The organism is Reyranella sp., assembly GCF_965249915.1.
In the GTDB taxonomy this organism is placed as follows: Bacteria; Pseudomonadota; Alphaproteobacteria; order Reyranellales; family Reyranellaceae; genus Reyranella.
The window spans coordinates 5,965,136-5,987,358 of record NZ_OZ252257.1 but is presented as its reverse complement, the minus strand read 5'-3'; the positions used below and the strand labels follow the sequence as shown (position 1 = coordinate 5,987,358).

Annotated in this window: 26 protein-coding genes; 13 read left to right on the top strand and 13 right to left on the bottom strand. The window is 66.3% G+C overall.

All coding sequences use genetic code 11. The annotated features are described in order from the left end of the window. Positions 1 to 1,530 carry a cyclic nucleotide-binding domain-containing protein gene (locus tag ACP15H_RS29425; protein WP_425069985.1) on the top strand — a complete coding sequence of 510 codons (1,530 nt, stop codon included), beginning with the start codon at positions 1 to 3 and terminating at the stop codon, positions 1,528 to 1,530. Positions 1,531 to 1,554: 24 nt separating this feature from the next. On the opposite strand, the gene ACP15H_RS29420 is transcribed toward ACP15H_RS29425, so the two are convergent. Continuing rightward, entirely contained in the window at positions 1,555 to 2,283 is a 729-nt protein-coding gene (locus ACP15H_RS29420) for a GntR family transcriptional regulator (RefSeq protein WP_425069655.1), read from the bottom strand. Between the two features lie 91 nt (positions 2,284 to 2,374). On the opposite strand from ACP15H_RS29420, the gene ACP15H_RS29415 reads away from it, so the two are divergent. The 3 genes from ACP15H_RS29415 to ACP15H_RS29405 all read left to right on the top strand — a co-directional run bounded on the left by ACP15H_RS29415 (position 2,375) and on the right by ACP15H_RS29405 (position 4,815). Beyond that, entirely contained in the window at positions 2,375 to 3,292 is a 918-nt protein-coding gene (locus tag ACP15H_RS29415; RefSeq protein WP_425069654.1) for a TauD/TfdA dioxygenase family protein, read from the top strand. Positions 3,293 to 3,346: 54 nt separating this feature from the next. Next, positions 3,347 to 4,321, top strand: a complete 975-nt coding sequence (locus tag ACP15H_RS29410) for a tripartite tricarboxylate transporter substrate binding protein (protein ID WP_425069653.1) — start codon at positions 3,347 to 3,349, stop codon at positions 4,319 to 4,321. A gap of 107 nt (positions 4,322 to 4,428) precedes the next feature. Beyond that, the gene (locus ACP15H_RS29405) at positions 4,429 to 4,815 is read left to right on the top strand and encodes a copper-binding protein (RefSeq protein WP_425069652.1); all 387 of its coding nucleotides are present in this window, start codon (positions 4,429 to 4,431) and stop codon (positions 4,813 to 4,815) included. Here ACP15H_RS29405 and ACP15H_RS29400 read toward each other — a convergent pair. Next, positions 4,812 to 5,018, bottom strand: coding sequence for a hypothetical protein (locus ACP15H_RS29400; RefSeq protein WP_425069651.1), 207 nt, complete (start codon positions 5,016 to 5,018; stop codon positions 4,812 to 4,814). The genes ACP15H_RS29405 and ACP15H_RS29400 overlap by 4 nt on opposite strands. Before the next feature lies 1 nt (position 5,019). Here ACP15H_RS29400 and ACP15H_RS29395 point away from each other — a divergent pair, with 1 nt between their 5' ends. After that, on the top strand, positions 5,020 to 5,994 hold the full coding sequence (locus ACP15H_RS29395; RefSeq protein WP_425069650.1) for a Bug family tripartite tricarboxylate transporter substrate binding protein: 975 nt from the start codon (positions 5,020 to 5,022) through the stop codon (positions 5,992 to 5,994). Between the two features lie 4 nt (positions 5,995 to 5,998). Here the strand turns inward: ACP15H_RS29395 and ACP15H_RS29390 are convergent, their stop codons facing one another. The 5 genes from ACP15H_RS29390 to ACP15H_RS29370 are packed head-to-tail and all read right to left on the bottom strand — an operon-like array spanning position 5,999 to position 9,721. Beyond that, the gene (locus ACP15H_RS29390) at positions 5,999 to 6,220 is read right to left on the bottom strand and encodes a hypothetical protein (protein ID WP_425069649.1); all 222 of its coding nucleotides are present in this window, start codon (positions 6,218 to 6,220) and stop codon (positions 5,999 to 6,001) included. Positions 6,221 to 6,269: 49 nt separating this feature from the next. After that, positions 6,270 to 7,268, bottom strand: coding sequence for a TAXI family TRAP transporter solute-binding subunit (locus ACP15H_RS29385; protein WP_425069648.1), 999 nt, complete (start codon positions 7,266 to 7,268; stop codon positions 6,270 to 6,272). A gap of 8 nt (positions 7,269 to 7,276) precedes the next feature. Further along, complete coding sequence (locus tag ACP15H_RS29380) at positions 7,277 to 7,522, bottom strand: DUF3297 family protein (RefSeq protein WP_425069647.1); 246 nt, start codon at positions 7,520 to 7,522, stop codon at positions 7,277 to 7,279. A 7-nt stretch (positions 7,523 to 7,529) separates the two neighbouring features. Further along, positions 7,530 to 8,894: a chromate efflux transporter gene (gene chrA, locus ACP15H_RS29375; RefSeq protein ID WP_425069646.1), complete on the bottom strand. Its 1,365-nt coding sequence runs from the start codon at positions 8,892 to 8,894 to the stop codon at positions 7,530 to 7,532. Further along, positions 8,891 to 9,721: a chromate resistance protein ChrB domain-containing protein gene (locus ACP15H_RS29370; RefSeq protein WP_425069645.1), complete on the bottom strand. Its 831-nt coding sequence runs from the start codon at positions 9,719 to 9,721 to the stop codon at positions 8,891 to 8,893. Before ACP15H_RS29370 ends, chrA begins: the two co-directional genes overlap by 4 nt. A 196-nt stretch (positions 9,722 to 9,917) precedes the next feature. Here ACP15H_RS29370 and ACP15H_RS29365 point away from each other — a divergent pair, with 196 nt between their 5' ends. Then, positions 9,918 to 10,526, top strand: a complete 609-nt coding sequence (locus ACP15H_RS29365) for a hypothetical protein (protein ID WP_425069644.1) — start codon at positions 9,918 to 9,920, stop codon at positions 10,524 to 10,526. A 5-nt stretch (positions 10,527 to 10,531) separates the two neighbouring features. Here ACP15H_RS29365 and ACP15H_RS29360 read toward each other — a convergent pair whose 3' ends face one another. Both ACP15H_RS29360 and ACP15H_RS29355 read right to left on the bottom strand, forming a co-directional pair. Beyond that, on the bottom strand, positions 10,532 to 10,900 hold the full coding sequence (locus ACP15H_RS29360) for a hypothetical protein (RefSeq protein WP_425069643.1): 369 nt from the start codon (positions 10,898 to 10,900) through the stop codon (positions 10,532 to 10,534). Positions 10,901 to 10,920: 20 nt separating this feature from the next. Then, positions 10,921 to 11,682 (bottom strand): SDR family NAD(P)-dependent oxidoreductase, encoded by a 762-nt coding sequence (locus ACP15H_RS29355; protein ID WP_425069642.1) that lies wholly within the window; start codon positions 11,680 to 11,682, stop codon positions 10,921 to 10,923. Between the two features lie 80 nt (positions 11,683 to 11,762). On the opposite strand from ACP15H_RS29355, the gene ACP15H_RS29350 reads away from it, so the two are divergent. Beyond that, a complete protein-coding gene (locus tag ACP15H_RS29350) occupies positions 11,763 to 12,140 on the top strand; it encodes a YkvA family protein (protein WP_425069641.1) in 378 nt (125 codons plus the stop codon). On the opposite strand, the gene ACP15H_RS29345 is transcribed toward ACP15H_RS29350, so the two are convergent. From ACP15H_RS29345 to ACP15H_RS29330, 4 genes are read right to left on the bottom strand one after another with little or no spacing between them, the layout of a single operon-like run. Continuing rightward, a complete protein-coding gene (locus ACP15H_RS29345; protein WP_425069640.1) occupies positions 12,088 to 13,035 on the bottom strand; it encodes a DMT family transporter in 948 nt (315 codons plus the stop codon). The two genes, ACP15H_RS29350 and ACP15H_RS29345, sit on opposite strands and share 53 nt — an antisense overlap. Further along, positions 13,035 to 14,570, bottom strand: a complete 1,536-nt coding sequence (locus tag ACP15H_RS29340; RefSeq protein ID WP_425069639.1) for a class I adenylate-forming enzyme family protein — start codon at positions 14,568 to 14,570, stop codon at positions 13,035 to 13,037. The genes ACP15H_RS29345 and ACP15H_RS29340 overlap by 1 nt, the downstream gene beginning before the upstream one ends. A 16-nt stretch (positions 14,571 to 14,586) precedes the next feature. Next, entirely contained in the window at positions 14,587 to 15,123 is a 537-nt protein-coding gene (locus ACP15H_RS29335) for an N-acetyltransferase family protein (protein ID WP_425069638.1), read from the bottom strand. A 41-nt stretch (positions 15,124 to 15,164) separates the two neighbouring features. After that, on the bottom strand, positions 15,165 to 15,866 hold the full coding sequence (locus ACP15H_RS29330; RefSeq protein ID WP_425069637.1) for a LolA family protein: 702 nt from the start codon (positions 15,864 to 15,866) through the stop codon (positions 15,165 to 15,167). A 66-nt stretch (positions 15,867 to 15,932) separates the two neighbouring features. On the opposite strand from ACP15H_RS29330, the gene ACP15H_RS29325 reads away from it, so the two are divergent. The 6 genes from ACP15H_RS29325 to ACP15H_RS29300 all read left to right on the top strand — a co-directional run bounded on the left by ACP15H_RS29325 (position 15,933) and on the right by ACP15H_RS29300 (position 22,212). Further along, positions 15,933 to 17,060, top strand: coding sequence for an LLM class flavin-dependent oxidoreductase (locus ACP15H_RS29325; RefSeq protein WP_425069636.1), 1,128 nt, complete (start codon positions 15,933 to 15,935; stop codon positions 17,058 to 17,060). A gap of 177 nt (positions 17,061 to 17,237) precedes the next feature. Beyond that, a complete protein-coding gene (locus ACP15H_RS29320) occupies positions 17,238 to 18,404 on the top strand; it encodes a patatin-like phospholipase family protein (protein WP_425069635.1) in 1,167 nt (388 codons plus the stop codon). After that, on the top strand, positions 18,401 to 19,156 hold the full coding sequence (locus ACP15H_RS29315; RefSeq protein WP_422017528.1) for an acetoacetate decarboxylase: 756 nt from the start codon (positions 18,401 to 18,403) through the stop codon (positions 19,154 to 19,156). Before ACP15H_RS29320 ends, ACP15H_RS29315 begins: the two co-directional genes overlap by 4 nt. Positions 19,157 to 19,181: 25 nt before the next feature. Then, entirely contained in the window at positions 19,182 to 19,964 is a 783-nt protein-coding gene (locus ACP15H_RS29310; protein ID WP_425069634.1) for a 3-hydroxybutyrate dehydrogenase, read from the top strand. 163 nt (positions 19,965 to 20,127) lie between these two features. Beyond that, a complete protein-coding gene (locus tag ACP15H_RS29305) occupies positions 20,128 to 21,087 on the top strand; it encodes an OmpA family protein (RefSeq protein ID WP_425069633.1) in 960 nt (319 codons plus the stop codon). A gap of 261 nt (positions 21,088 to 21,348) precedes the next feature. Continuing rightward, positions 21,349 to 22,212 carry a TauD/TfdA dioxygenase family protein gene (locus tag ACP15H_RS29300; protein WP_425069632.1) on the top strand — a complete coding sequence of 288 codons (864 nt, stop codon included), beginning with the start codon at positions 21,349 to 21,351 and terminating at the stop codon, positions 22,210 to 22,212. The last annotated feature ends 11 nt before the right edge of the window (positions 22,213 to 22,223 follow it).

Sequence of the window (22,223 nt, the reverse complement as noted above, 5' to 3'; positions counted from 1 at the left end):
CTGATGGAAGAATTCAGCCTGTCCGAGATCGCGGCCAATCCGTTCGTCCAGACCGGACTTCTGGCGTTGGCGGGCGCCGCGATCACCCACCTTTTGCTCCGCCGCTATCCGGCGCGTCGCCTCGCCTTTCAGCTCGTCTTCTTCGTGGCGCTGACGGCCCTGCTCTACAAGCATCAGGTGGTCCCCTACGAAGTCTCGCCCGACACGACGCCGATCTACGAACGGACCTTCGCCGCGCTGGCCAAGATCATCTGGTGGATCAACGGCGCCTGGGTCCTGATCGGCTGCGCCCGGGTCTTCCTCGTCTTCGAGCGGCTGCCGCATGAGGGGCGTCTGCTGCAGGACCTCGTGGCCGGCCTGATCTATCTCGGCGCTGCCCTGTCGATCGGGGCCTATGTCTTCAAGGCGCCCGTCGGTACGCTGATCGCGACGTCCGGCGTCTTCGCCATCATCCTGGGCCTCGCCCTGCAGAGCACGCTGGCCGACGTCTTCTCGGGAATCGCCCTGAACTTCAGCCGGGTCTACGAAGTCGGCGACTGGATCGTCCTGGGCGGCGACATCGAAGGCCGCGTCGTGGAGACGAACTGGCGCGCCACCCATCTTCTCAACGGGTCGAACGACCTCGTCGTCCTACCCAACAGCGTCCTCGCCAAGGCGCAACTCACCAATCTCAGCAGTCCGAACCGCAATCACGGCGTGAAGCTGCGCGTGCGCTTCACGCCCACCATGGCGCCCTCTGTCATTTCGGAGGTGATGCGCACGGTCCTTCTCAGCAGCAATTCCATCCTGAATCCGCCTTCGCCCTCGGTCGAAATCAAGTCGCTCGACGCCCGCGCGATCGAGCTGGAACTTTCCTTCCGCGTCACCGACTATGCCGCGTCTTCCGCCGCCCGCCACGAGGTCTACGATCTGATCTACCGCCATGCCAAGGCGGCGGGGCTGTCGCTTGCAGAGCCGGCCGAGGCCGTCACGGTGTTCACGAACCAGGTCGCACCGGCTCCTCTCGACGTGCAGACCACGGCTCAGCAGACCACATCGCAGCGGCTGGTCGATGCCGTGCCGCTGTTCGTCACGCTCACCCCGGCGGAAAGGACCGCGCTTGCGGAGACCCTGACACGCAAGACCTATCAAAGAGGCGAGGTCCTGGTCGCACAAGGCACCAGGCTGGACGTGCTGATGATCATCGGGACGGGCGTGGTCGCGCTCTCACGCGAAGAAGACGGCCGCGAGATCGAGCAGAGCCGGCTGGCACCGGGCGACTATTTCGGTGAGGCCGGGCTGTTCACCGGATCCGGCGAGACGGCGACCGCGCGGGCGCTGACCTTCACCGTGATCTACGAGGTCGGGCAAGCACCTCTTTCGAAGCTCATGAAAGAACGGCCGGGCATCGCCGACGAGATCAGTGTGACGCTTTCTCGACGGGCGAGCGCCGCGATGCGGGCCGGCGAGCCCGGCGCGGAGACGCGAGAAACCTCCATTTCGCGCCTCGTCGGCCGCATCCGCCAGCTCTTCAACGTGCCGCACGGCTAGGGTCGTCGATCGGCGCCTCTCGCGTCAGGCGCCGCCCCGGACGATCTCGTCGAAGTGCATCCGGACGCGAACGGCGGAATGCTCCAGCAGAAGTCTGGCCGCACGCTCGGCGCCCGCATCGTCTTTTCCCGCGACGCAGTCGGCGAGGCGGCGCCAGTCCGCCGCCGACTCCTGGCGCCCCGCCAGGGTGAGGAAGCTGCTCGCCTGGCCGCGGATCAGCTGCCACATGCCCATGCCCGCCAGCCGCTTGTACATGTCGGGCAGGTGATTGTTGCCGCATCGCTCGATCAGCAGGGTCTGGATGCGGATGGACTGGGTCGCGAAGTCCTGCGGTGACATGTCGGGGCTTGCGGCCATGGCCTCGAGCCTGGCGACGTCGGCCTCGATCGCCGCCCGTTCGGCCGGGCCGGCCTGCCGCGTGTAGCGACCGGCCGCCATCGCCAGCAGGGCCGCGCGAAGCTCGAACAGGTCGTCCAGGTCGTTGCGCGAGAATTCGGCGATCCGGGCGCCGGAGCGCGGGATCCGCACGACATAGCCTTGCCGCGCCAGGGCGATCAGCGCCTCGCGCACGGTGGCGCGGCTCACCGCATGGGTCTCGGCGAGCAGTTCCTCCTTCAACCGCTCGCCCGGCCGCAGCCGCCCCGTCATCACGTCCTCGAGGATGCGCTCGGCAAGTCGTTCCGGCAGCGACTTCACGAGCCGTCCCAGCGGCGTTTCCACCAGCGGAGGCATTGCGGCGGGGCTGGCGTCCATGATCGACGATCCCTAATCTTGTCTGACAATAAACAGTATATTGACCGATAATCACTCTGCTGGATAGAGTTGGGCCTCGGGAGAAAACAAAATGAGTGCAATCAACATCACGCCGCTGGGCTTTGCGGCCGGCGCCCAGGTCACCGGCGTCGATCTTCGCAAGCCCCTCAGCAACGAAGACCACAGCCGGATCCACGAGGCCTGGCTTGAGCACATCGTGCTCGTCTTCCCGGAACAGGATCTGACGCCGGAGCAGCAGATCGAATTCTCGCGCCGGTTCGGCGTGCTCGACGCTCACGAGTCGCAGGCGCCGTCGACGCTGCACCCGGATCATCGCGAGATCCTTGTGCTGACCAACAAGATGGTCGGGGGCAAGAAGTCGGGGACCTACAATTCCGGCCGCAACTGGCACACCGACCTCAGCTACACGTCCCGTCCCGCCAAGGGCGCGGTCCTGCATTGCAAGGAGAAGCCGCCGGTCGGCGGCGACACGATGTGGTCCAACCTCTATCTCGCGCTCGAGACGCTGACGCCGCCGATCCGTGGCCTGATCGAAAATCTCGAGGCGCTGCACGACGTGTCGATGATCCGCGGCATCGAGCAGCGCGATCCCGCCGACGTTGCCGAGATGAAGCGGCGCAATCCGCCGGTCATCCATCCGGTGGTGCGCACGCATCCCGAGACCGGCCGCAAGTCTCTGCTGGTCAACCAGCGCATCCGCCGCTTCCTCGGCATGTCCGACGAGGAGAGCCAGAGCCTGCTGGCGATGCTGAACGCGCACGCGACCTCGCCGGAATTCGTCTACCGCCACCGCTGGAGCCTGGGCGACGTGGTGATGTGGGACAATCGCTGCAGCTGCCACGTGGCGCTGGGCGACTTCGACCAGACCAAGCCGCGCGTGATGTTCCGCTGCTCGCTCGAAGGCGAGATCGAGACGGGACGCTTCGCCGACAACGCTGCAGGCGCCGATCGCGAATCGATGTTGCAGGCGGTCGCCGCTGTTTCCTGAAGCGAGCCGCAAAGGCTCGCCACAAGACAAGAAGACGTTTCGGGAGGATTGAAAATGTTGCGCTCGACGTTCATGGGGCTGCTTGCCGGCAGCCTCCTAGGCCTTGCCGTGCCCGCCGCCGCGCAGACGCCGGCCTTTCCCGACAAGTCGATCCGCCTGGTCGTGGGCTTCCCGCCGGGCGGCGCGACGGACGTCATCGCACGCCTTCTGGCGCAGGGACTGACGAGCGAACTCGGCCAGAACGTCCTGGTCGAGAACAAGGGCGGCGCGAGCGGCATCATTGCGTCGGAGATGGTCGTGAAGTCGCCACCCGACGGCTACACGCTGCTGTTCGCCCCCAGCTCGCATGCAACGCTGGGCGCGCTCTATCCGAACCTGTCCTTCGATCCGATCAAGGACTTCACGCCGGTCGCCACGGTGGCGCGCACCCCCTACCTCCTCGTCGTGCATCCGGATCTGGGCGTGAAGACCGTGGCGGAGCTGATCGCGCTGGCAAAGGCCAAGCCGAACGGAGTGGCCTATGCGTCCACGGGCATGGGCACGGCGCAGCATCTCGCCGGCGAGATCCTGCAGCGCACCGCCGGCGTCGAGATCTTGCATGTGCCCTATCGCGGCAGCGGTGCAGTGCGTGCCGACATCCTGGCCGGTCGCATCCAGACCATGTTCGACAATGTCGCGGTGATGCTGCCCTACGTGCAGCGGGGCGAGATGCGCGCACTGGCCGTGACGGGACCCAAGCGCAGCGCGCTGGCGCCCGATCTGCCGACGCTGCGCGAATTGAATCTCGCTGCCGCCGAGATCGAGGGTTGGTTCATCGTTCTCGGACCCGCGGGCATTCCGGAGACCGTCGTGAAGCGTCTCAACGAGGCGGTGAACAAGGTGCTCGCGGCGCCCGCCACCGCGGAGCGCCTGGCGACGCTGGGCGCCGAGCCTCTCGCCGGCCCGCCCCAGGACGTCGTCACCCTTGTGAGCAACGACCGCGACCGCTGGGGCAAGGTGATTCGCGAGGGCAACATCAAACCTGAGTGAGGGGACGTGACAATCGACCGTCACTGTCCTGTAACCACTGGAATTTGGACGGCGCCGTCCCAGATGGAGGGACCTGAATAAGGTTCACCATCGGAAGTCAGCCCAAAATGTCCAAGAGTATGTTCACGCTTGCTGCGGCCGTGGCCGCAGTTGCGTTTGCCCCGATCGGCGCACAGTCCGCTTGCGCTGCGGGCCTCCCAAGCATCTACGATTCCTACAGCGAGCACGATCATGCTCTCGAGGACTGCACGGTCGAAGCGCCGACGAACGATGGCCAGCGGGCGAGTGGCCGCATCGTCGCGATCGACCCCGCAGCCGGCAAGATCACCCTCGATTATCGCCCGCTTCCCCTCCTGCCCGAAGGCGGCGTGAGGGTGTTCAGCGTCGAGGACCCCACGGCGCTCAAGGGATTGAGCGCAGGCGACCGCGTCCGCTTCGAGGTCGAACGCGATGGCCGTCGATATGTCGTGACGCACCTCGAGAACAGCAACTAGGACACCAGCCGCTCGAGCATGGCGAGGCCGTTCGCCATGCCCGGTTTGTCGATCGCGTCGACGTCGCCCAGCTTGCCTGCAGGCTGGTTGGCATGGCCGCCGGCACTGTCTGACTTTCGGGACGCGGAAGGTCTCGGCGAATTCAGTGGCCCGACGCGCAGCCCGGGCGGATGCTTCCCCCAATCGATAAGGGGGAAATGCATCGTGGCTCAGAGACGGAAATTCCTGCTCGGCGGATTGGCGGCGACAACGGCCCTGGCGACCGGCTTCGGCGCGCGGGGCCAGTCCTTTCCGACCAAGCCCCTTCGCTTCATCGTGCCCTTCGCGGCAGGCGGTAATGCCGACGTCACGGCGCGGTTGGCCGGCGAAGGCATGTCGCGAAAACTGGGACAGCCGGTGCTGATCGACAACCGGCCTGGCGCCGGCGGGGTCGTCGGTCAGGAGCTGGTGCTGCAGGCGCCGGCGGATGGGTACACGATGGTGATCGCCGCCTTCGGGACGCTCTATGTGTCACCGCTGATGGCGGGCAAGCCTTCGATGGTTCCGTCCTTCGCGCCGGTCAGCATGCTGAGCACGGTCCCCATGATCGTCGTGGTGCCGGCCAACAGCCGCTTCACGGACTGGCAGTCGCTGCTGGCCGCCGCGAAGGCCAAACCGGGCACGATCAGCATGGGCCACGCCGGTAACGGCACGCCGAACCACACCGACATCCTGCGCATCCAGGAGAACGAAAAGGTGAGCTTCGCGATCGTGCCCTATCGCGGATCGGGCGTGGGTCTGAACGATGCGCTGGCCGGTCAGATCGATAGTTACTGCGATCAGCTCAGCAGCTCCCTGCCCCACATCAAGTCCGGCAAGTTGCGGGCACTCGTCGTCGTCGGCGAGAAGCGCGCGCCCGAACTGCCCGACGTGCCGACGCTGGCGGAAACCGGCTGCACGCCGTTCGACGGTGGCACGACGCTCGGGCTCTTCGTCAGGCAGGACACGCCGCCCGCGATCATCTCGACGCTCAATGCCGCAGCCGTCGCCGCGCTCGACGATCCGGCCATCAAGCAGAAGTTCGTCGAACTCGGCGCGACGGCGCGTCCGTCGACGCCTGAAGCCTTCGCAGCCTTCCTCAGGACCGAAGACGCCGGCATCGGCGAACTGGCCAAAAAGGGCCTCCTGAAGCCGGAGTAGCCGGCTACTTGGTCTTGGCCGCGCCCTGGCCCTTGGGATCGCCCGCCTTTCCCTTGGCCTCGGCAGCCTTGAGAGAGGCGGCTTCGTCGGAATCGAGTGCCTTCGCCGCGTCGCGCGCCGCGCCGTCCACCTTGTCCTTCTTCAGGAATTCGGCGGTGCGCTTGTTGTAGTCGGCGGTGGCGGTGTAGCTGCCTTCGCCCTCGATCTTGTCCTTGGCCTTGTCCATCGCGTGCTCCTCCGTTTCCAGAGGGTGAAACGCGGCAACACGGCGTTGGTTACGTGAGAAGCCCGATCTCCCGGTAGAAGCGCACGACGCCGGGATGCAATCTTTCGCGCCCGGGCACGACCGCGACCGTATTGGCCGCCGTCGTTTCGGCGAGCTGCGGCGGCGGAGAGCCGGCCTGCTGCACGGCATGCAGCGCCTTGACCATGCGGTAGGCGACCGTCTCGTCGAGACCGGGACGGGCCAGCACGAAGCTCCAGGAGCCGACCGACGGGATCGCCGCGGTCTGGCCGGCAAAGCTGCCGGCCGGCTGTGTGACCGGCTTCAGAAAAGGGTGTTTTGCGAGGATGCGCTCGATCTCGCCGGCATCGGGCGCGATGAAGCGCGCGCCGTCCTTGCTGTTGGCCATGGTGACGAAGCCCGGCCAGCCGTTGCCGCCGCCCCACAGCGCGGCAGCTCGGCCATCGAGCACCATCGCCGGGCCGTCGCCGGCGCGCTCCAGGTAGATCGGCTGGAAATCCTTCGCGGCATCGAGGCCCAGCCCGTCCATGGCGTAGCGGCCGAGAATCACCAGGCCCGAGCCGGCGGCACCCCAGGCGATCGGCTTGCCCTTCAGATCGGCGATGGTGCGATAGGGCGCGTCGGCCCGCACGACGAACATGCCGGCAGTGGCATACATGGCCGTCAGCACGCAGAGATCGGCCGGCGGGCGGCCGACGCCCTGCAGCACCTCATGCACGACCTCGCCCTGGACCAGCGCGATGTCGAGCGTGCCGGCCTCGAGCATCGGCACGTTCTCGGTGCTGCCCTTGGTATTGATCGCCTCGATCTCGAGCGTCGGATCGAAGCGGCGCACGCCCGCGACGAAGGCTGCGCCATAGACCGGGAAGCCGCCGCCCGGCGTCGCCGTACCGAGACGGACCTTCACGGGCTGGGCTCCTGCCGGTCCGGGCGCGAGCAGCAGACTGCCGACGGCGGCCGCCGCTCCCAGAACGTCACGCCGGCGCGGGCGCGATTTCGGTGCGTCTGCATGCGCGGGCGGCTGTCCCATTCGGTCTCCTAGGACTTCTTCGTCTCGAAGAACGGCTCGACCGTGCCCTTGAGCTTGATGGTCAGCGGATTGCCCTTGCGGTCCACCGTCTTGCCGACGGCGACGCGGATCCAGCCCTCGCTCACGCAATACTCCTCGACGTTGGTCTTCTCCTGGCCATCGAACCGGATGCCGATGCCGCGCTGGAGCAGCGCCTCGTCATAGTGGGGGCTCTTCGGGTTGGTGGACAGTCGGTCGGGGAGCGTGTCGGTCATGGATTTCCTATAACATCAATGCGTAGACGATGCCGGCCATCGAACTGGCCAGCAGGACCGGGATCATCCCGAAGCGGAAGCGGAATACAGCAACCGCACAGGCGACCGCCAGCGCCACGGCCGCGATGTTGGCCGAGGCCAGCACCGGCACGTCGACGGTGGCGCCGAGCAGTTGGACCGGCCGCAGCTCGCCGAACAGGACCTGCAGCCCGAACCAGACCGCCAGATTGAGGATGACGCCCACGACCGCCGCGGTGATGGCCGCCAGCGCGCCCGACAAAGCCTTGTTCGAGCGCAGCGCCTCGACATAGGGCGCGCCGACGAAGATCCACAGGAAGCAGGGCGTGAAGGTCACCCAAGTGGTGAGCAGACCGCCCAGGGTCGCCGCGAGGAGCGGATTGAGGCCTCCGTGGTCGCGCCACGCCCCGAGGAAGCCCACGAACTGCGTCACCATGATCAGCGGGCCCGGCGTCGATTCCGCGAGACCGAGCCCGTCCAGCATCTCGCCGGCCGTCACCCAGCCGTATTTGTCGACCGCCTGCTGCGCGACATAGGCGAGCACGGCATAGGCGCCGCCGAACGTCACCACGGCCATCTTGCTGAAGAAGACCGAGATCTGGGTGAACACATCGTCGGGCCCGCGCACGAGCCACAGCAGCCCCACGGGCACCAGCCAGAGCGCGAGAAACAGCGCGCCGATCGACAGCGACCAGACCAGGTTGGGCCTGGCATGCGCGGGCGTGTCCTCGCCCAGGAGCGACTCCGCATCGCTCAGGCCGGGGCGGCCACCGGCGCCGTGGCCACCGGCCTGGAATTCCGTTCGGCCAAGCTTGGTGGCCGTGAAGCCGATCAGCCCCGCCGCGACGACGATCAGCGGAAACGGCACGCCGTAGAAGAAGATGGCGACGAAGGACGCGACCGCCAGCAGGCGCATCGCGTTGTTGCGCAGGGCGCGCCCGCCGACCCTAAGCACCGCCTCGACCACGATCACCAGCACGGCGGCCTTCAGACCGAAGAACAGGCCCTGGACCAGGGTGACCTTGCCCAGCAGCACATAGACCCAGGACAGCGCCATGATGGCGAGCAGGCCCGGGAGCACGAACAGCGTGCCGGCGATCAGCCCGCCCGCGGTGCGGTGCATCAGCCAGCCGATATAGGTCGCCAGCTGCTGCGCCTCGGGACCGGGCAGCAGGGTGCAGTAGTTCAGCGCCTGCAGGAAGCGCTGCTCGCCGATCCACTTCTTCTCTTCGACGATGATGCGATGCATCACCGCGATCTGGCCGGCGGGGCCGCCGAACGACAGGGCGGCGACCCGCAGCCAGACCTTCACGGCCTCGGAGAGGGGGACGCCATGCGCGGCCGTGGGCTTCATGATTTCCTCGCGGCCGGCGGCCAGTCATGGCCCTCGTCGACGGCGTCGCGGCACCAGCGATAGAAGGCGTCGTAGAGGGCAAGCCCCGCCTCGAGCTGAGCGAGGTCGTCGGCGTACATGCGGGACAGGCCGAGGGAGGCCGCCAGCAGGCCCGCGGATTCGGGGGCGAGTTCGGGTCGTCCGGTGTCGGCCCCCCGCACGATCGTGGCCAGCCGCTTCAGCGGCTCGGTCTCGAGGCCGAATTCCTCGATCATCAGGTCGAACGTGCAGCGGTCGCCGCGATGGCTCCAGTGCACGTCCTTGTGATCGAGATCGAACGGCGTGGCACCGAACCGGTCGGCGACGTCGAGCACCTCGGAGGGAGCGACGAACAGGAAGACCGCCTGCGGATCGACGAAGCGCCGGATCAGCCACGGGCAGGCGATCCGGTCGACCTTGGGCCGGCTGCGGGTCACCCAGACGGTACGGCCGCCGGCGTCGCGCCGCGGCAGGCGTTCGGCCGGCACGGTCGGCAGCCGCGCCGCCTGCCAGGCCAGGATCCCGCCCTCGAGCACGTCAGCCGATACCCCCTCGTGGCGCAACCACGCGGCGACGCCCTGGCTGAGTTTCAGGCCCTTCCTGCAGACCACGACGGCGGGCCGCCGAGCGGCGACGAAGGCCGGTCCCCACACCGGTACCTCGGCCCACGGACGACGAACCGCCCCCGGCACGAGGTGCGGGTTGGCGGCGAAGTCCTCGTCGGTGCAGACGTCTATTAGTACGGGTGAATCGGGGCGGCCGATGAGGCGAGCGAGCTTGTCGGGAGAAATTGCGTTGGGCGAAGTCATATGCGGCGTCCTTTATGAGCGGAGCAGGACGCGATGCTTCGGCTGTCGCCTCGTGGGGAGATCGCGATCCCCATCACCACTTTCTGAAAGACGGTGCAAATAGTGTCAAGCTTGGCCGATTGCCCGGGTCGCGGGCCGCGGCTAGTTTGCCCGTGGGAATATTGGGAATGTCAGTGCAGAAACTTCCGGGGGTTTCATGACTTGGGGTCGTCTCGTTCTATTGGCACTCGCCGTCGTGGGCACGGTGGTGGCGTGCAGCCAGTCTGCTCAGGTCGTTACCTCGACGGCGCAGATCAAGCGCGCCTACTGGGGCCTGCCGCAGGACGGACCCGGGGCCGACGTCACCAGCCTGGTGACCTGCCCGGGCGGCTATCCCTGCGACGTGTTCGCCAACGGCCCGGCCTACAACGACAACCGCTTCGACCTCGCCAAGCGGCTGACGGTGATCTGGACCTGCCAGCCGCAGAACTTCGTTCTGTCGGAAGTGGCGACGCCGAGCTTCAAGGTCCGGATGGCGTGCGTCGGCGGCGCGCCGATCGTGCCGCGGCGCATCGACATCGTCGAAGCCTCATGGGGCGGTCCGACCTCCACGATCGACGTGACCCAGCAGGTCCGCGACATCTGCGGCCAGGGTCCGACCCGCTGCCAGGTGCCGGCGATGGCCTACATCTTCGGCATGCCCGATCGGCTCACGAAGACACTGCGCATCCGTTACACCTGCAATGGCCAGACCACGCCGGCGCGACAGGCGACGGAGAACAGTATTGCCGACCTGCGCTGCGAGCAGGCCGCCGACCTCAACTGACGCCGTCAGCGCCGCTCTTCGGGAACCCCGGGGGGCGGCAGACTGCGACGACATTCGCCGTGGAGCAGGCCACCGTAGTTGGCGCCGAGCGGCGTCATCGAGAAGGCGCCGTCGTTGCGGTTGTAGGTCATCGAGAATCTGGGAAAGGTCGCGCGCAGCGCCTGGAACGTGATGACCACGCTGGTGCCCTCGGCCATCGAGTTGCCATCCCAGACGCCGACGGTGTTGCGCCGGTCGTCGAACACGACGCTGAAATTGCGCACCTGGCCGCCCTGGTCGGTCACCTTGCAGGCGAGCCAGCGCGGCTCGGCGCTGGCCGGCCGGGCCACGGCCACCGCCATGACGGCCGTCATCAACAGGATCGCAAGCCGCATCGGGACGCCCTCCGGGCCGGTTACTTGGGCGCCATGCGGATCGCGCCGTCGAGGCGGATCGTCTCGCCGTTCAGCATGGAATTCTCCACGATGCTCATGGCGAGCTGGGCATATTCCTTCGGGTCGCCGAGGCGCGAGGGGAACGGCACCTGGGCGCCCAGGCTCTTCTGCGCTTCCGCCGGCAGGCTCATCATCATCGGCGTGAGGAACAGGCCCGGCGCGATCGTGCAGACGCGCACGCCGAGGCTCGCGAGATCGCGCGCGATCGGCAGGGTCATGCCGACGACGCCGCCCTTCGAGGCCGAGTAGGCCGCCTGGCCGATCTGGCCGTCGAACGCCGCGACCGACGCGGTGTTGACGATGACACCGCGCTCGCCGCCATCCAGCGGCTCGGCCTGGCTCATCGCGTAGGCGGCGATGCGGATCACGTTGAAGGTGCCGATCAGATTGACCTGGATCACCTGACTGAACATCGCGAGGTCGTGCGGGCCGGACTTGGAGATGGTGCGACCGGACCGCCCGATGCCGGCGCAGTTCACGACCACGCGCGGCGTGCCCAGCTTCTCGACGACGGTCTTCACGGAGGCCTCGACGCTGGCGGCATCGGCGACGTTGGTTTTCACGAAGAGGCCGCCGATTTCCTTGGCCTTCTGCTCGCCCAGTTCGTCCTGCAGGTCGAAGATCGCGACCTTGGCGCCCGCGGCCGCCAGTGCCGACGCCGTGGCGCCGCCCAATCCCGAAGCGCCGCCCGTAACGATGGCGGCCTGACCCTTGACGTTCATCCGTGTCCTCCGTGGTTGGGGGGCTTTTAGCATTTCCATCCCCCTTGCCAAGCGGGCCCGCCAACCCAACCTTTCCCCGCATGAGCGATGCATCCGACCTGCTCCGGAACGAGACGACCGTCCGCCGGAATTTCTGGCAAAAGGCCCGCCGCACGCTGGGTCGCGTGCCCTTCACCGAGGACGCGGTCGCTGCTTTTTATTGCGCCAGCGACAGCGCCACGCCGCTGCCGATCCGCGCGACCCTGTTCGGGGCGCTGGCCTATTTCGTGTTGCCGTTCGACGCCATACCGGACTTCCTGCTTGGCCTCGGTTTCACCGACGACGCCGCGATCCTGGTCGCGGCCTTCACCGCCGCCCGCATGCACATCACGGAAGATCATCGCGCGCGGGCGCGCGCCTGGCTGCTCAAGGAGCAGGGCCGGACCCAGGCGGGGCCGGAGGCTTCTCCGGCGGGCTGACCGCCGCGGCACGCCGCCGCTCGCGCGCCACCACATGCTCGCGATGGGCGATGTAGAGCGCCGAGGCGATGACGATCGCGGCGCCGACATAGGTCCAGACGACCGGCATCTCGTTCCACATCAGCCAGCCCATGAATACCGCGAAGGGCAGGCGCATGTATTCGAACGGCGCGATGGCCGACATCTCGCCGGACTTGAAGGCCTGCACCCAGAAATACTGGCCGACCGTGGCGGAAGAGGCGATGCCGATCGCCAGCACCCAGCCGAACAGGTCGGGCCAGCGCCACACCCAGATCGCCGGCCCCGCCAGGAACAGGGTCGAGAAGATCGCGAACTGCGTCAGGATCATCAGCGGCGATTCGGAATCGGAGAGGCGCTTCACCAGCAGGATCGAGATGGCCACGCACGCGGCGTTGGCCAGCGCCACCAGCGCGCCGAGCTGCAGGCTGCCCTCGCCTGGCCGCACCATGACCAGCACGCCGATGAAGCCCACGACCGTGGCGGTCCAGCGCCGCCAGCGGACCTTCTCCTTGGCAATCACCGCCGCCACGACGACGGAGAAGAGCGGCTGCGAGAAGGCGATGGCGGTCGCGTCGGCCAGCGGCAGCATCGAGATGGCGTAGAAGCCCAGCACCATGGAGGTGGTGCCCATGAAGGTGCGCCAGAAGTGACCCTTGATGCGCTGGCTGAGCCAGGGCTTCACCTTGCCGGTCATCATCAGCGGCAGCAGCATGATAACCGAGAGGATCGCACGGAAGAACGCCGTCTGAACGCTCTCGATCTGCTCGGAGAGCAGGCGGATCATCACGCCGGTCGAGGTGAAGATGAACCCGCCGCTCACCAGCCACAGCGCGCCTTGCACGTTGGGCGGCAGGCGCCGCAGCCAATCGCGCATCAGATCTTCCGCTCGTGACCGACCCAGTAGGGCTCGCGCAGCGTCTTCTTCAGCACCTTCCCGACCGGGCTGCGCGGCAGCGTGTCGACGAAGTCGACCGTCTTCGGCGCCTTGACGCCACCGAGTTTCTCCTTGGCGAGCTGGATCAGCTCGTCGGCCTTCACGGTCATGCCCGGCTTCAGCTCGACCACGGCCTTCACCGCCTCGCCCCACTTCTCGTCGGGTATGCCGATCACCGCGCAATCCTGAACCGCCGGATGGCTCCACAGGACCTGCTCGACCTCGCCGGGGAAGACGTTGAAGCCGCCGGAGATGATCATGTCCTTCTTGCGATCGACGATGTAGACGAAGCCATCCTCGTCGATGACGCCGATGTCGCCGGTATGGTGCCAGCCGAAGGCCGACGCCTCGGCCGTCGCCTCGACGTTGTTGTAGTAGCCCTTCATGACGAGGTTGCCGCGCACGACGATCTCGCCGCGCTGGCCACGCGGCAGCAGCTTTCCGTGATCGTCCATCACCTCGAGCCGCACCAGCGGCGAGACCTTGCCGCAGCTCGCGAGCCGGTGTCGCTTGTTGGTCTCAAGCGCGGCCACGTGATCTTGCGGTGAAAAGAAGGTGCAGATCATGCAGGCCTCGGCCTGGCCGTAGGTCTGCGTCAGCACGGGGCCGAACACCTTCACCGCCTCGACCAGCTTGTCGACCGACATCGGCGCCGATGCGTAGACGAGATGCTGCAGCGAACTGTAGTCGTACTTGCCCACGTCGGGATGCGCGAGGAGCATGTAGATCAGGGTCGGCGGCATGTAAACATGCGTGACCTTGTGCTTCTCGATTGCGGCCAGAATGCCGCCGGGATCGGCCGTGCCCATGAAGATGTTGGTGCCGCCGAACGCCAGCAGCGGAAACGAGCAGACGCCCGCCGCATGCGTCATCGGCGCCACCATCAGGTGGACCGGCGGCGACGTCACCGGCATGCAGGCCCAGAAGATCGAGTTCATCGTCTCGATGTTGCCGTTGGTGATCTGTACGCCCTTGGGCCGGCCGGTGGTGCCGCCCGAACTGGCGAGGAACGCCACGTCGTCGGGCGCGTCGGGCAGGTCGGGCGCCTCTTCCTTCTGCGCCGCCAGCCATGTCTCGAAGGATGGCGTGTCGATGCAAACGAAGCCGGTGATGCGCGGGCAGGCTTCGCGGATGCGCGCCAGGTAGCCCTCGAAGCTCGAATGGTAGAACAGCACCTCCACGTCGGTGTTGTTCAGGATGTAGAGATTCTCCTCCAGCGCGTTGCGCGCATTGACCGGCGCCCAGGTGACGCCCGCGCGCACGATGCCCAGCAGGCAGGCATAGGCCGCCGCATGGTTGGGACTGTAGACGGCCGCCTTCGAGCCACGCCCGAGGCCCATGGCCAGCAGCCCGTTGGCGACGCGATGCGTCTGGCCGCGCACCTCGCGATAGGTCCAGCCCCGCGTGCCGTCATGCAGGCAATGCCGCTCCGGATAGAGATCGGCGCCGCGGTCGAAATAATCGATCAGTCGCATGGCGTCTCTCTCCCGTTCATTCTTGCGTTTCTGGCAGCGTCGTGTCGCCCGGTCCGAGCGGCCGCTCCATGAGGACGCTGTCGAGCCAGCGGCCGAACTTGAAGCCGACGCTCTTCAGCGTGCCGACCATCGCGAAGCCGCAGGAGGCGTGGAGGTTGATCGAGGCGACATGCCTGGAATCGCCGATCACCGCGATCATCTGGCGGCGGCCGTCGCGGGCGCACAAGTCGATCAGCGGCAGGAGCAGCGCCTTGCCGACGCCCTGGCCTACCGCATCCTTGTCGATGTAGATCGAGTTCTCGACGGTGAAGCGGTAGGCCGGACGGGTGCGGTAGAGGCCGGCATAGGCATAGCCCAGCAGGCGTCCTTCCGTCTCGGCCACCAGATAGGGCAGGCCGAGATCGAGCACCGCCGCGCGGCGCCTGGCCATCTCTGCGACGTCCGGCGGGTCGACCTCGAAGGAGGCCGTGCCGTGCAGCACATGATGTCCGTAGATTTCGGCGCAACGCGCCACGTCGGCCTCGGTCGAGGCCCTCACTGTCAATCCGCTCACGTCTTCAGATCCCCACGTCGGTTCCGGCGGGGAGTATAAACCTAGTTGCGATCGACGCCGCGTCGAATGGCGCCGGCATCGGGACCGTCGAATTTGAAGAGACTTGCCGCCAGCGGCAGGCCGGTCTGAAGGCCGTTCAGGGAAACGTCGACCCGCTGGCCGCGATTGTCGATGATCGACCAGCCGCGCAGCACCATCGGGTTCTCGCCCAACCGCACGATGACCTTGCCCTCGTTGGGCTTGCGGGTCTGGCTCATGGTGAGCTGGAGCATGCCGTCGGCGCGCTCGACCTTCTCGACCGTGAGATCGCCGCCCTGCAGCACCATCGGCTCGCGCACCAGGAAGGAGGCGGCGGTCCATCCGATCGGCCACTGGCCGAAGTCGCGGTTGGCGATGTCCCACATCGTCACCTGGCTGCCGTCGGCCACGATCTTCAGTTGCGACGGCGGATCGTATTCGAAACGCATGCGGCCGGGCCGGCTCACCGAGAGCGTGCCCTGCACCACCGTGCCGCCCGGGTTCGACTGCACGAAGCGGGCCTGCATGGTGCGGATGCCGTTGAAATAGCGCTCGACCTCCGCAACCTGCGGATTGGACGCCGGCGCCGCGGCCTGTGCCTGCTGCACCGGGCTCTGCGCCTGGGCGTGGACCGTTCCAAAGGACAGGAGAGCAACGGAAGAAAGGGCAGTGAGCAGGGTTCGCATGCGGCGGATATGACGGTCGAATACGGCGGAATCAAGCATCGGCGGGGACTTCCCAATCACGTGAACGGCCGTTTACCATACGGCAAATCAGCCGGAGGTAACGCCATGCATGTCGGAATGGCTGCAGTCTTCCAGAATACGGGCCGGGCGCTGAGCGACCGCCAGATCTACCTGAACGAGTTGGCCCTGGCCGACATGGCCGAGCCGCTGGGCTTCGAATCGATCTGGTCGGTCGAGCATCATTTCACCGACTACACGATGTGCCCCGACGTCGTGCAGTTCCTGTCCTACATGGCGGGCCGCACGAAGCATGTGCGGCTGGGATCGATGGTCGTCGTGCTGCCCTGGCACGATCCGATGCGGGTCGCCGAGCAGATCTGCATGCTCGATCATCTGTCGGGCGGCCGCATGATCCTGGGCCTGGGGCGCGGTGCCGGGAAGGTCGAGTTCGACGGCTTCCGCCTCGACATGGGCGACAGCCGCGAGCTGTTCGTCGAGTACGGCGAAGCGCTGCTGAAGGGCCTCGAAACCGGCGTGATGGATTACCAGGGCAAGCACTACAAGCAGCCGCCGGTCGAGATCCGCCCCGCCCCGTTCAAGAGCTTCCGGGGCCGCACCTATGCCGCCGCCGTGTCGCCGGAGAGCGCGCGCATCATGGCGCGGCTGGGCGTCGGCCTGCTGATCATCCCGCAGAAGCCGTGGCGCGAGGTCGAGAAGGAACTCACCGAGTACAATGCGCTCTATCGCGAGGTCAACGGCACGGACGCGCCGCAGCCGATTTCGGCCGGCTGGACCTTCGTCGACGAGAGCGCCGAGCGGGCGCGCGAGATGGCCGTGAAATACATCGGCGGCTACTACCGCACGGTACTCGACCACTACCAGTTCGCCGGCGCCCACATGAAGAACCAGCGCGGCTACGAGTACTATGCCAAGATGAACGAGAAGCTCGCGGTCTACGGCGACCAGAAGGCCATCGAGTTCTTTGCCGACCTCCAGGTCTACGGCACACCCGAGCAGGTCTACGGGAAGGTCATGGCGATCCACGAACAGACGAAGAACAGCGCCTATGTCGGCGTCTTCTCCTATGCCGGCATGCCGCACGAGGAAGCGGCGCGGAACATGAACCTGTTCGCCCGAACCGTGCTGCCGGAGCTGCGGAAATTCGATGCAGGGGCGGCGGTGGACCGCGCCGGGCCCCTGCCCGACCTTCGGTTTTCCGCCGCAGCAGCGTAAAGGCCGAGCGGACCGCGCCCGCTATTCCGGCCTGCCCGCTGGTCCAGCTTCCCCTTTGTAATGTACACATCATGACGGCCGCCTAGTTTCGGCCTGCAATTTGCGGAATAGCCGGTGCCGCCATCCGGCCGGTGCTTCAGAAGCCAAGCTGCGGTGCCGCACCACGAGGGAGAACGCGTGATCAGTACCCAGTCAGCCCCCCGCCCCCGCCCGCCCTTCGAACGGATTGCCCTGTTGCTGCAGGGCGGTGGAGCGCTGGGCGCCTACCAGGCCGGCGTCTACCAGGCGCTGGCCGAAGCCAACCTGCATCCCGACTGGGTCGCCGGAATCTCGATCGGCGCCATCAACTCCGCGCTGATTGCCGGCAATCCGCCGGAGACCCGGGTGGAGAAGCTGCGTACCTTCTGGGAGACCATCACGCGCTCGCCCCTGGGGGTGCCGACGATCAAGGGCTTCGAGTTCAGCAGCGATATGCACCATCAGTTCGTGAACCAGGTGCGCTCGTTCGGAACGTTGCTGTTCGGCGCGCCGGATTTCTTCAAGCCACGGTTCCCGCCGCCGATCTTCACGCCCGCCGGCAATCCGGGCAACCTCGCCTACTACGACGTCTCGCCGCTCAAGACCTTGCTCGAAGGGCTGGTCGATTTCGACCGCATCAATGCCAAGGAAATGCGCTTCAGCGTCGGTGCCACCAACGTCAAGACCGGCAACTTCATCTACTTCGACAACGACACCCACACGATCGGGCCGCAGCACGTCATGGCCAGCGGCTCGCTGCCGCCGGGCTTTCCCGCAACCGAGGTGGATGGCGAGTTCTATTGGGACGGCGGCGTCGTCTCGAACACGCCGCTGCAATGGGTGCTCGACGCCCGTCCGCGCGCCGACACGCTCGCCTTCCAGATCGACCTGTGGAGCGCGCGCGGAGACCTGCCGCGCGACATGGTCGAGGTCGACACGCGCGTGAAGGAAATCCGCTACTCCAGCCGCACGCGCGCCGGCACCGATCAGTTCCGGCAGATACAGTCGTTGCGCCGTGCCATGGCGAAGATCCTGGCCGACATGCCACCGGAACTGCGGCAGACGCCCGAGGCCGAACTCGTGGCGCAGGAAGCCGACAGCAAGGTCTACAACATCATCCACACGATCTATCACGCGCGGAAGTACGAGGGCTCGTCGAAGGACTACGAATTCTCCCGCCGTACGATGGAGGAGCATTGGGAGTCGGGTTACTCCGACATGACGCGCTCGCTCGAGCATCCCGAGGTCTTGCAGCGTCCGGAGAGTCCGGACGGCGTATTCACGTTCGATCTGGCCCTGCAGGGCCGCAAGGAGCCGCAGAAATGAAAATCGACGACGTCCGCAAGAACGCCTTCGCGATGCCGCTCAACAATCCGAGCTATCCGAAGCCGCCGTACAAATTCTACAACCGCGAATTCGTCGTCATCACCTACCGAACCGATCCCGAGGTGCTGCGCGCGCTGGTGCCGGAGCCGCTCGAGGTCGTGGGCGATACCGTGAACTACGAGTTCATCCGCATGCCCGATTCGACGGGCTTCGGCGATTACACCGAGACCGGACAGGTCATCCCGGTGCGCTTCAAGGACAAGGACGGCCAGGTGCAGGAAGGCGGCTATGTGCACGCCATGTACCTCGACGACAATTCGCCGATCGCCGGCGGTCGGGAGATCTGGGGATTCCCCAAGAAACTCGCCACGCCGAAGATCAGCCACGAGAACGAGACGCTGGTCTGCACCCTGCACTACGGCTCTGTGCTCTGCGTCAGCGGGACCATGGGCTACAAGCACCGTGAGCTCGATCATGCGCCGCTGATCAAGGCGCTGGCCAAGCCGGCCTTCATGATCAAGATCGTGCCGCACGTCGACTGCACGCCCCGTATCTGCGAACTCGTGCGCTACTACTGCGAGGACGTGACCGTGAAGGGCGCCTGGACCGGCCCCGCCGCCCTTCAGCTCTTCGATCATGCCATGTGCGACGTCTCGCGCCTGCCGGTGCGGGAGGTCGTCTCGGCCAGCCACTATGTCACCGACCTGACGCTGGGCCTCGGTGAAGTGGTCTTCGACTATCTCGCAAAGTAACCGGCACAGAGAGAAGGATCAGCCAATGTCGCGTTTCACGGGAAGAATTGCCATCGTCACCGGCGCCGCTTCGGGCATCGGCAAGGAAATCGCCCTGCGCCTCGCCGCCGAGGGCGGCACGCCGGTGATTGCCGACCTCAATCTCGACGCCGCGACCGCCACGGCCAACGAGATCAAGGCCAAGGGCGGCGATGCCTTCGCCGTCGCCATGAACGTCACCGACGAGGCGCAGGTCGAGAAGGGCGTCGCCGACACCATCGCCAAATACGGCAAGATCGACATCCTGGTCAGCAATGCCGGCATCCAGATCGTGAAGCCGCTGGTCGACTTCCCCTTCGCCGACTGGAAGAAGCTGCTGTCGATCCATCTCGACGGCGCCTTCCTGACCACCAAGGCCTGCCTGAAGTACATGTACAAGGCCAAATATGGCCGCGTCGTCTACATGGGCTCCGTGCATTCGAAGGAAGCCTCCAAGCTCAAGGCACCCTACGTCACCGCCAAGCACGGCCTGATCGGCCTCAGCAAGGTACTGGCCAAGGAAGGCGCGGAATACAACGTGGCGTCCAACGTCGTGTGCCCGGGCTTCGTGCGCACACCGCTGGTCGAGAAGCAGATTCCCGAGCAGGCCGCGGAACTGAAGATCACCGAGGAAGAGGTGATCAAGAACGTGATGCTCAAGGACACGATCGACGGTCAGTTCACCACCACCGACGACGTGGCCGACGCGGTCCTCTTCTATGCCGCCGCCAAGAGCACGGTGCACAGCGGGCAGTCCGCCGTGGTCAGTCACGGCTGGTTCATGCAGTAAGCCTGTTTATGCATTAGTCCTGCCACACTGTTGCCCTACGGCCACGGTGGCAGGGCGAGTGCCCCAGGTTCCCAAGAAAGGGCAACTTAATCCACGCAACCCTCGTTGGTGGGGCGTGCGTCCGTCAGCCCGGACGCGTCACCCAACGAGGGATTGTTTGAAAATGAAAAAGGCACTTCTCGCTGCTGCAGCACTGATGGCTGTACCCATGGCCGCCAACGCGCAGTCGATGTGGAGCCCCGGCCCGTCCAACCCCGGTATCTACATCGGTGGTGAAGGCGGCCTGAACTGGCTGCTGAACAACAACAACTACAATATGGACCTCGGCTACGCGGTCGGCGGCTTCGTCGGCTACGACTTCGTGGGTCCCAGGATCGAGTTGGAAGGCGTGTTCCGCTCCAACAACGGCACGGGCACGGCCAACTTCGGCAATATCTTCAGCAACACCAGCGGCCGGATCGAGCAGCTCTCCGTCATGGCGAACCTGCTCTACGACTTCATCCCGGGCGCGACGGTCACCCCGTATATCGGCGCCGGCGCCGGTATCGCTTTCGCCGACTCGTCGATCAACGGCTGCTCGCTCTGCAGCACCCAGTTCGCCTACCAGGGCATCATCGGCCTGGGCTGGAACGTCGATCAGAACTTCCGCGTGAACCTCGACGGCCGTTACTACGGCACGACGAACCCGGGTGCGTACCAGAACAACAACATCACGACGATGTTGAGCGTCGCCTACAAGTTCGGCCAGCCGGCCGCGGCGCCGATGCCGGCCCCGACCGCGCCGGCCGTGGCGCCGCCGTCCTTCATGGTGTTCTTCGACTGGGATCGCGCGAACCTGAGCGACCAGGCGCTGACCACCATCCGCCAGGCCGCGTCGGCCTACAAGCAGAAGGGCAACGCCCGCATCACCGCGACGGGTCACACCGATACGTCCGGCACCGAGGCCTACAACATGGCGCTGTCGCTGCGTCGTGCGAACGCCGTCAAGGACGCGCTGGTCCGCGAAGGCGTGCCGGCGACCAACATCTCCGTCCTCGGCCGCGGCGAGCAGGGTCTGCTGGTGCAGACCGGCCCGAACGTCCGCGAGCCGCAGAACCGCCGCGTCGAGATCGTGATCCAGTAACCGGATCCCCTATCGGAAGGCACGAACGGCCGGGCAATCGCCCGGCCGTTCTCTTTTGGGGACAGGCCGAGCGAAGCTTGGCCGGAGGAGCGTCAGGACATCGCTTCGCGATGTCCGGGCGCGCGGAAGAAAGAGCGGTCCACTCAACCTCCCGCCGTCAGCGCAAGGCGCCGCGACGACCTCTGCATTTGAAGGGGCGGAAGGTCATTCTACCTGGCCCGAAAAGACCCTAGACTGGCGAAAACGACCAGGAGGATTCGCATGGCACGCGCCTTCCACATCGCTCCGCTCGACGCCACCTTCGGTGCCGTCATAACCGGCGTGAAGCTCGCCGAACTCGACGAGGCCGGGTGGCGCGACCTTCATGCGGCGTGGCTCGACTACGCTCTCCTCGTCTTCCCCGATCAGCACCTCACGCGCGAGCAGCAGATCGCGTTCGCGCGCCGCTTCGGCCCGCTCGAATTCGAGATGGCCGCGATCAGCAACGTGCGCCCCGACGGCAGCCTGCGGATCGAGAGCGACAACGACGACATGATGAAGATCCTGAAGGGCAACATGGGCTGGCATGCCGACAGCACCTACATGCCAGTCCAGGCCAAGGGCGCGGTGTTTAGCGCCGAAGTCGTTCCTACCGTCGGCGGCCACACCGGCTTCGCGGACATGCGTGCGGCCTACGACGCGCTCGACGAGACGCGCAAGGCGCGCGTCGAGACACTGCAGGCCCATCACTCGCTGCACTACAGCCAGTCGAAGCTCGGCCATCAGACGAAGAAGGCCGACGGCGAGTATAGCGGTTACGGGCTGCACGACGGGCCGGTACCGCTGCGGCCGCTGGTGAAGATCCATCCCGAGACCGGCCGCAAGTCGCTGCTGATCGGCCGCCACGCCCACGCCATTCCCGGCATGGAGCCGGCCGAGTCCGAACGCTTCCTGCAGGAGCTGATCGACTTCGCCTGCCAGCCGCCGCGCCTCTACCATCACGACTGGGCGCCGGGCGACGCGGTGCTGTGGGACAATCGCTGCCTGCTGCACCAGGCGACGCCGTGGGACATGACCCAGAAGCGCATCATGTGGCACAGCCGCATCGCCGGTGACCCGGCCAGCGAGACCGCGCTGGCGGGTTGACGTATCATCGG

What these genes read in the sequence shown, in the direction of transcription:
- ACP15H_RS29350 (WP_425069641.1), top strand. Translation starts at nt 11,763, where the DNA reads ATGAGCGATGCATCCGACCTGCTCCGGAACGAGACGACCGTCCGCCGG.
- ACP15H_RS29365 (WP_425069644.1), top strand. Translation starts at nt 9,918, where the DNA reads ATGACTTGGGGTCGTCTCGTTCTATTGGCACTCGCCGTCGTGGGCACG.
- ACP15H_RS29345 (WP_425069640.1), bottom strand. Translation starts at nt 13,035, where the DNA reads ATGCGCGATTGGCTGCGGCGCCTGCCGCCCAACGTGCAAGGCGCGCTG.
- ACP15H_RS29330 (WP_425069637.1), bottom strand. Translation starts at nt 15,866, where the DNA reads ATGCTTGATTCCGCCGTATTCGACCGTCATATCCGCCGCATGCGAACC.
- ACP15H_RS29400 (WP_425069651.1), bottom strand. Translation starts at nt 5,018, where the DNA reads ATGCATTTCCCCCTTATCGATTGGGGGAAGCATCCGCCCGGGCTGCGC.
- ACP15H_RS29370 (WP_425069645.1), bottom strand. Translation starts at nt 9,721, where the DNA reads ATGACTTCGCCCAACGCAATTTCTCCCGACAAGCTCGCTCGCCTCATC.
- ACP15H_RS29420 (WP_425069655.1), bottom strand. Translation starts at nt 2,283, where the DNA reads ATGGACGCCAGCCCCGCCGCAATGCCTCCGCTGGTGGAAACGCCGCTG.
- ACP15H_RS29390 (WP_425069649.1), bottom strand. Translation starts at nt 6,220, where the DNA reads ATGGACAAGGCCAAGGACAAGATCGAGGGCGAAGGCAGCTACACCGCC.
- ACP15H_RS29405 (WP_425069652.1), top strand. Translation starts at nt 4,429, where the DNA reads ATGTCCAAGAGTATGTTCACGCTTGCTGCGGCCGTGGCCGCAGTTGCG.
- ACP15H_RS29305 (WP_425069633.1), top strand. Translation starts at nt 20,128, where the DNA reads ATGAAAAAGGCACTTCTCGCTGCTGCAGCACTGATGGCTGTACCCATG.
- ACP15H_RS29325 (WP_425069636.1), top strand. Translation starts at nt 15,933, where the DNA reads ATGCATGTCGGAATGGCTGCAGTCTTCCAGAATACGGGCCGGGCGCTG.
- ACP15H_RS29360 (WP_425069643.1), bottom strand. Translation starts at nt 10,900, where the DNA reads ATGCGGCTTGCGATCCTGTTGATGACGGCCGTCATGGCGGTGGCCGTG.
- ACP15H_RS29340 (WP_425069639.1), bottom strand. Translation starts at nt 14,570, where the DNA reads ATGCGACTGATCGATTATTTCGACCGCGGCGCCGATCTCTATCCGGAG.
- chrA (WP_425069646.1), bottom strand. Translation starts at nt 8,894, where the DNA reads ATGAAGCCCACGGCCGCGCATGGCGTCCCCCTCTCCGAGGCCGTGAAG.
- ACP15H_RS29355 (WP_425069642.1), bottom strand. Translation starts at nt 11,682, where the DNA reads ATGAACGTCAAGGGTCAGGCCGCCATCGTTACGGGCGGCGCTTCGGGA.
- ACP15H_RS29300 (WP_425069632.1), top strand. Translation starts at nt 21,349, where the DNA reads ATGGCACGCGCCTTCCACATCGCTCCGCTCGACGCCACCTTCGGTGCC.
- ACP15H_RS29410 (WP_425069653.1), top strand. Translation starts at nt 3,347, where the DNA reads ATGTTGCGCTCGACGTTCATGGGGCTGCTTGCCGGCAGCCTCCTAGGC.
- ACP15H_RS29315 (WP_422017528.1), top strand. Translation starts at nt 18,401, where the DNA reads ATGAAAATCGACGACGTCCGCAAGAACGCCTTCGCGATGCCGCTCAAC.
- ACP15H_RS29385 (WP_425069648.1), bottom strand. Translation starts at nt 7,268, where the DNA reads ATGGGACAGCCGCCCGCGCATGCAGACGCACCGAAATCGCGCCCGCGC.
- ACP15H_RS29415 (WP_425069654.1), top strand. Translation starts at nt 2,375, where the DNA reads ATGAGTGCAATCAACATCACGCCGCTGGGCTTTGCGGCCGGCGCCCAG.
- ACP15H_RS29310 (WP_425069634.1), top strand. Translation starts at nt 19,182, where the DNA reads ATGTCGCGTTTCACGGGAAGAATTGCCATCGTCACCGGCGCCGCTTCG.
- ACP15H_RS29380 (WP_425069647.1), bottom strand. Translation starts at nt 7,522, where the DNA reads ATGACCGACACGCTCCCCGACCGACTGTCCACCAACCCGAAGAGCCCC.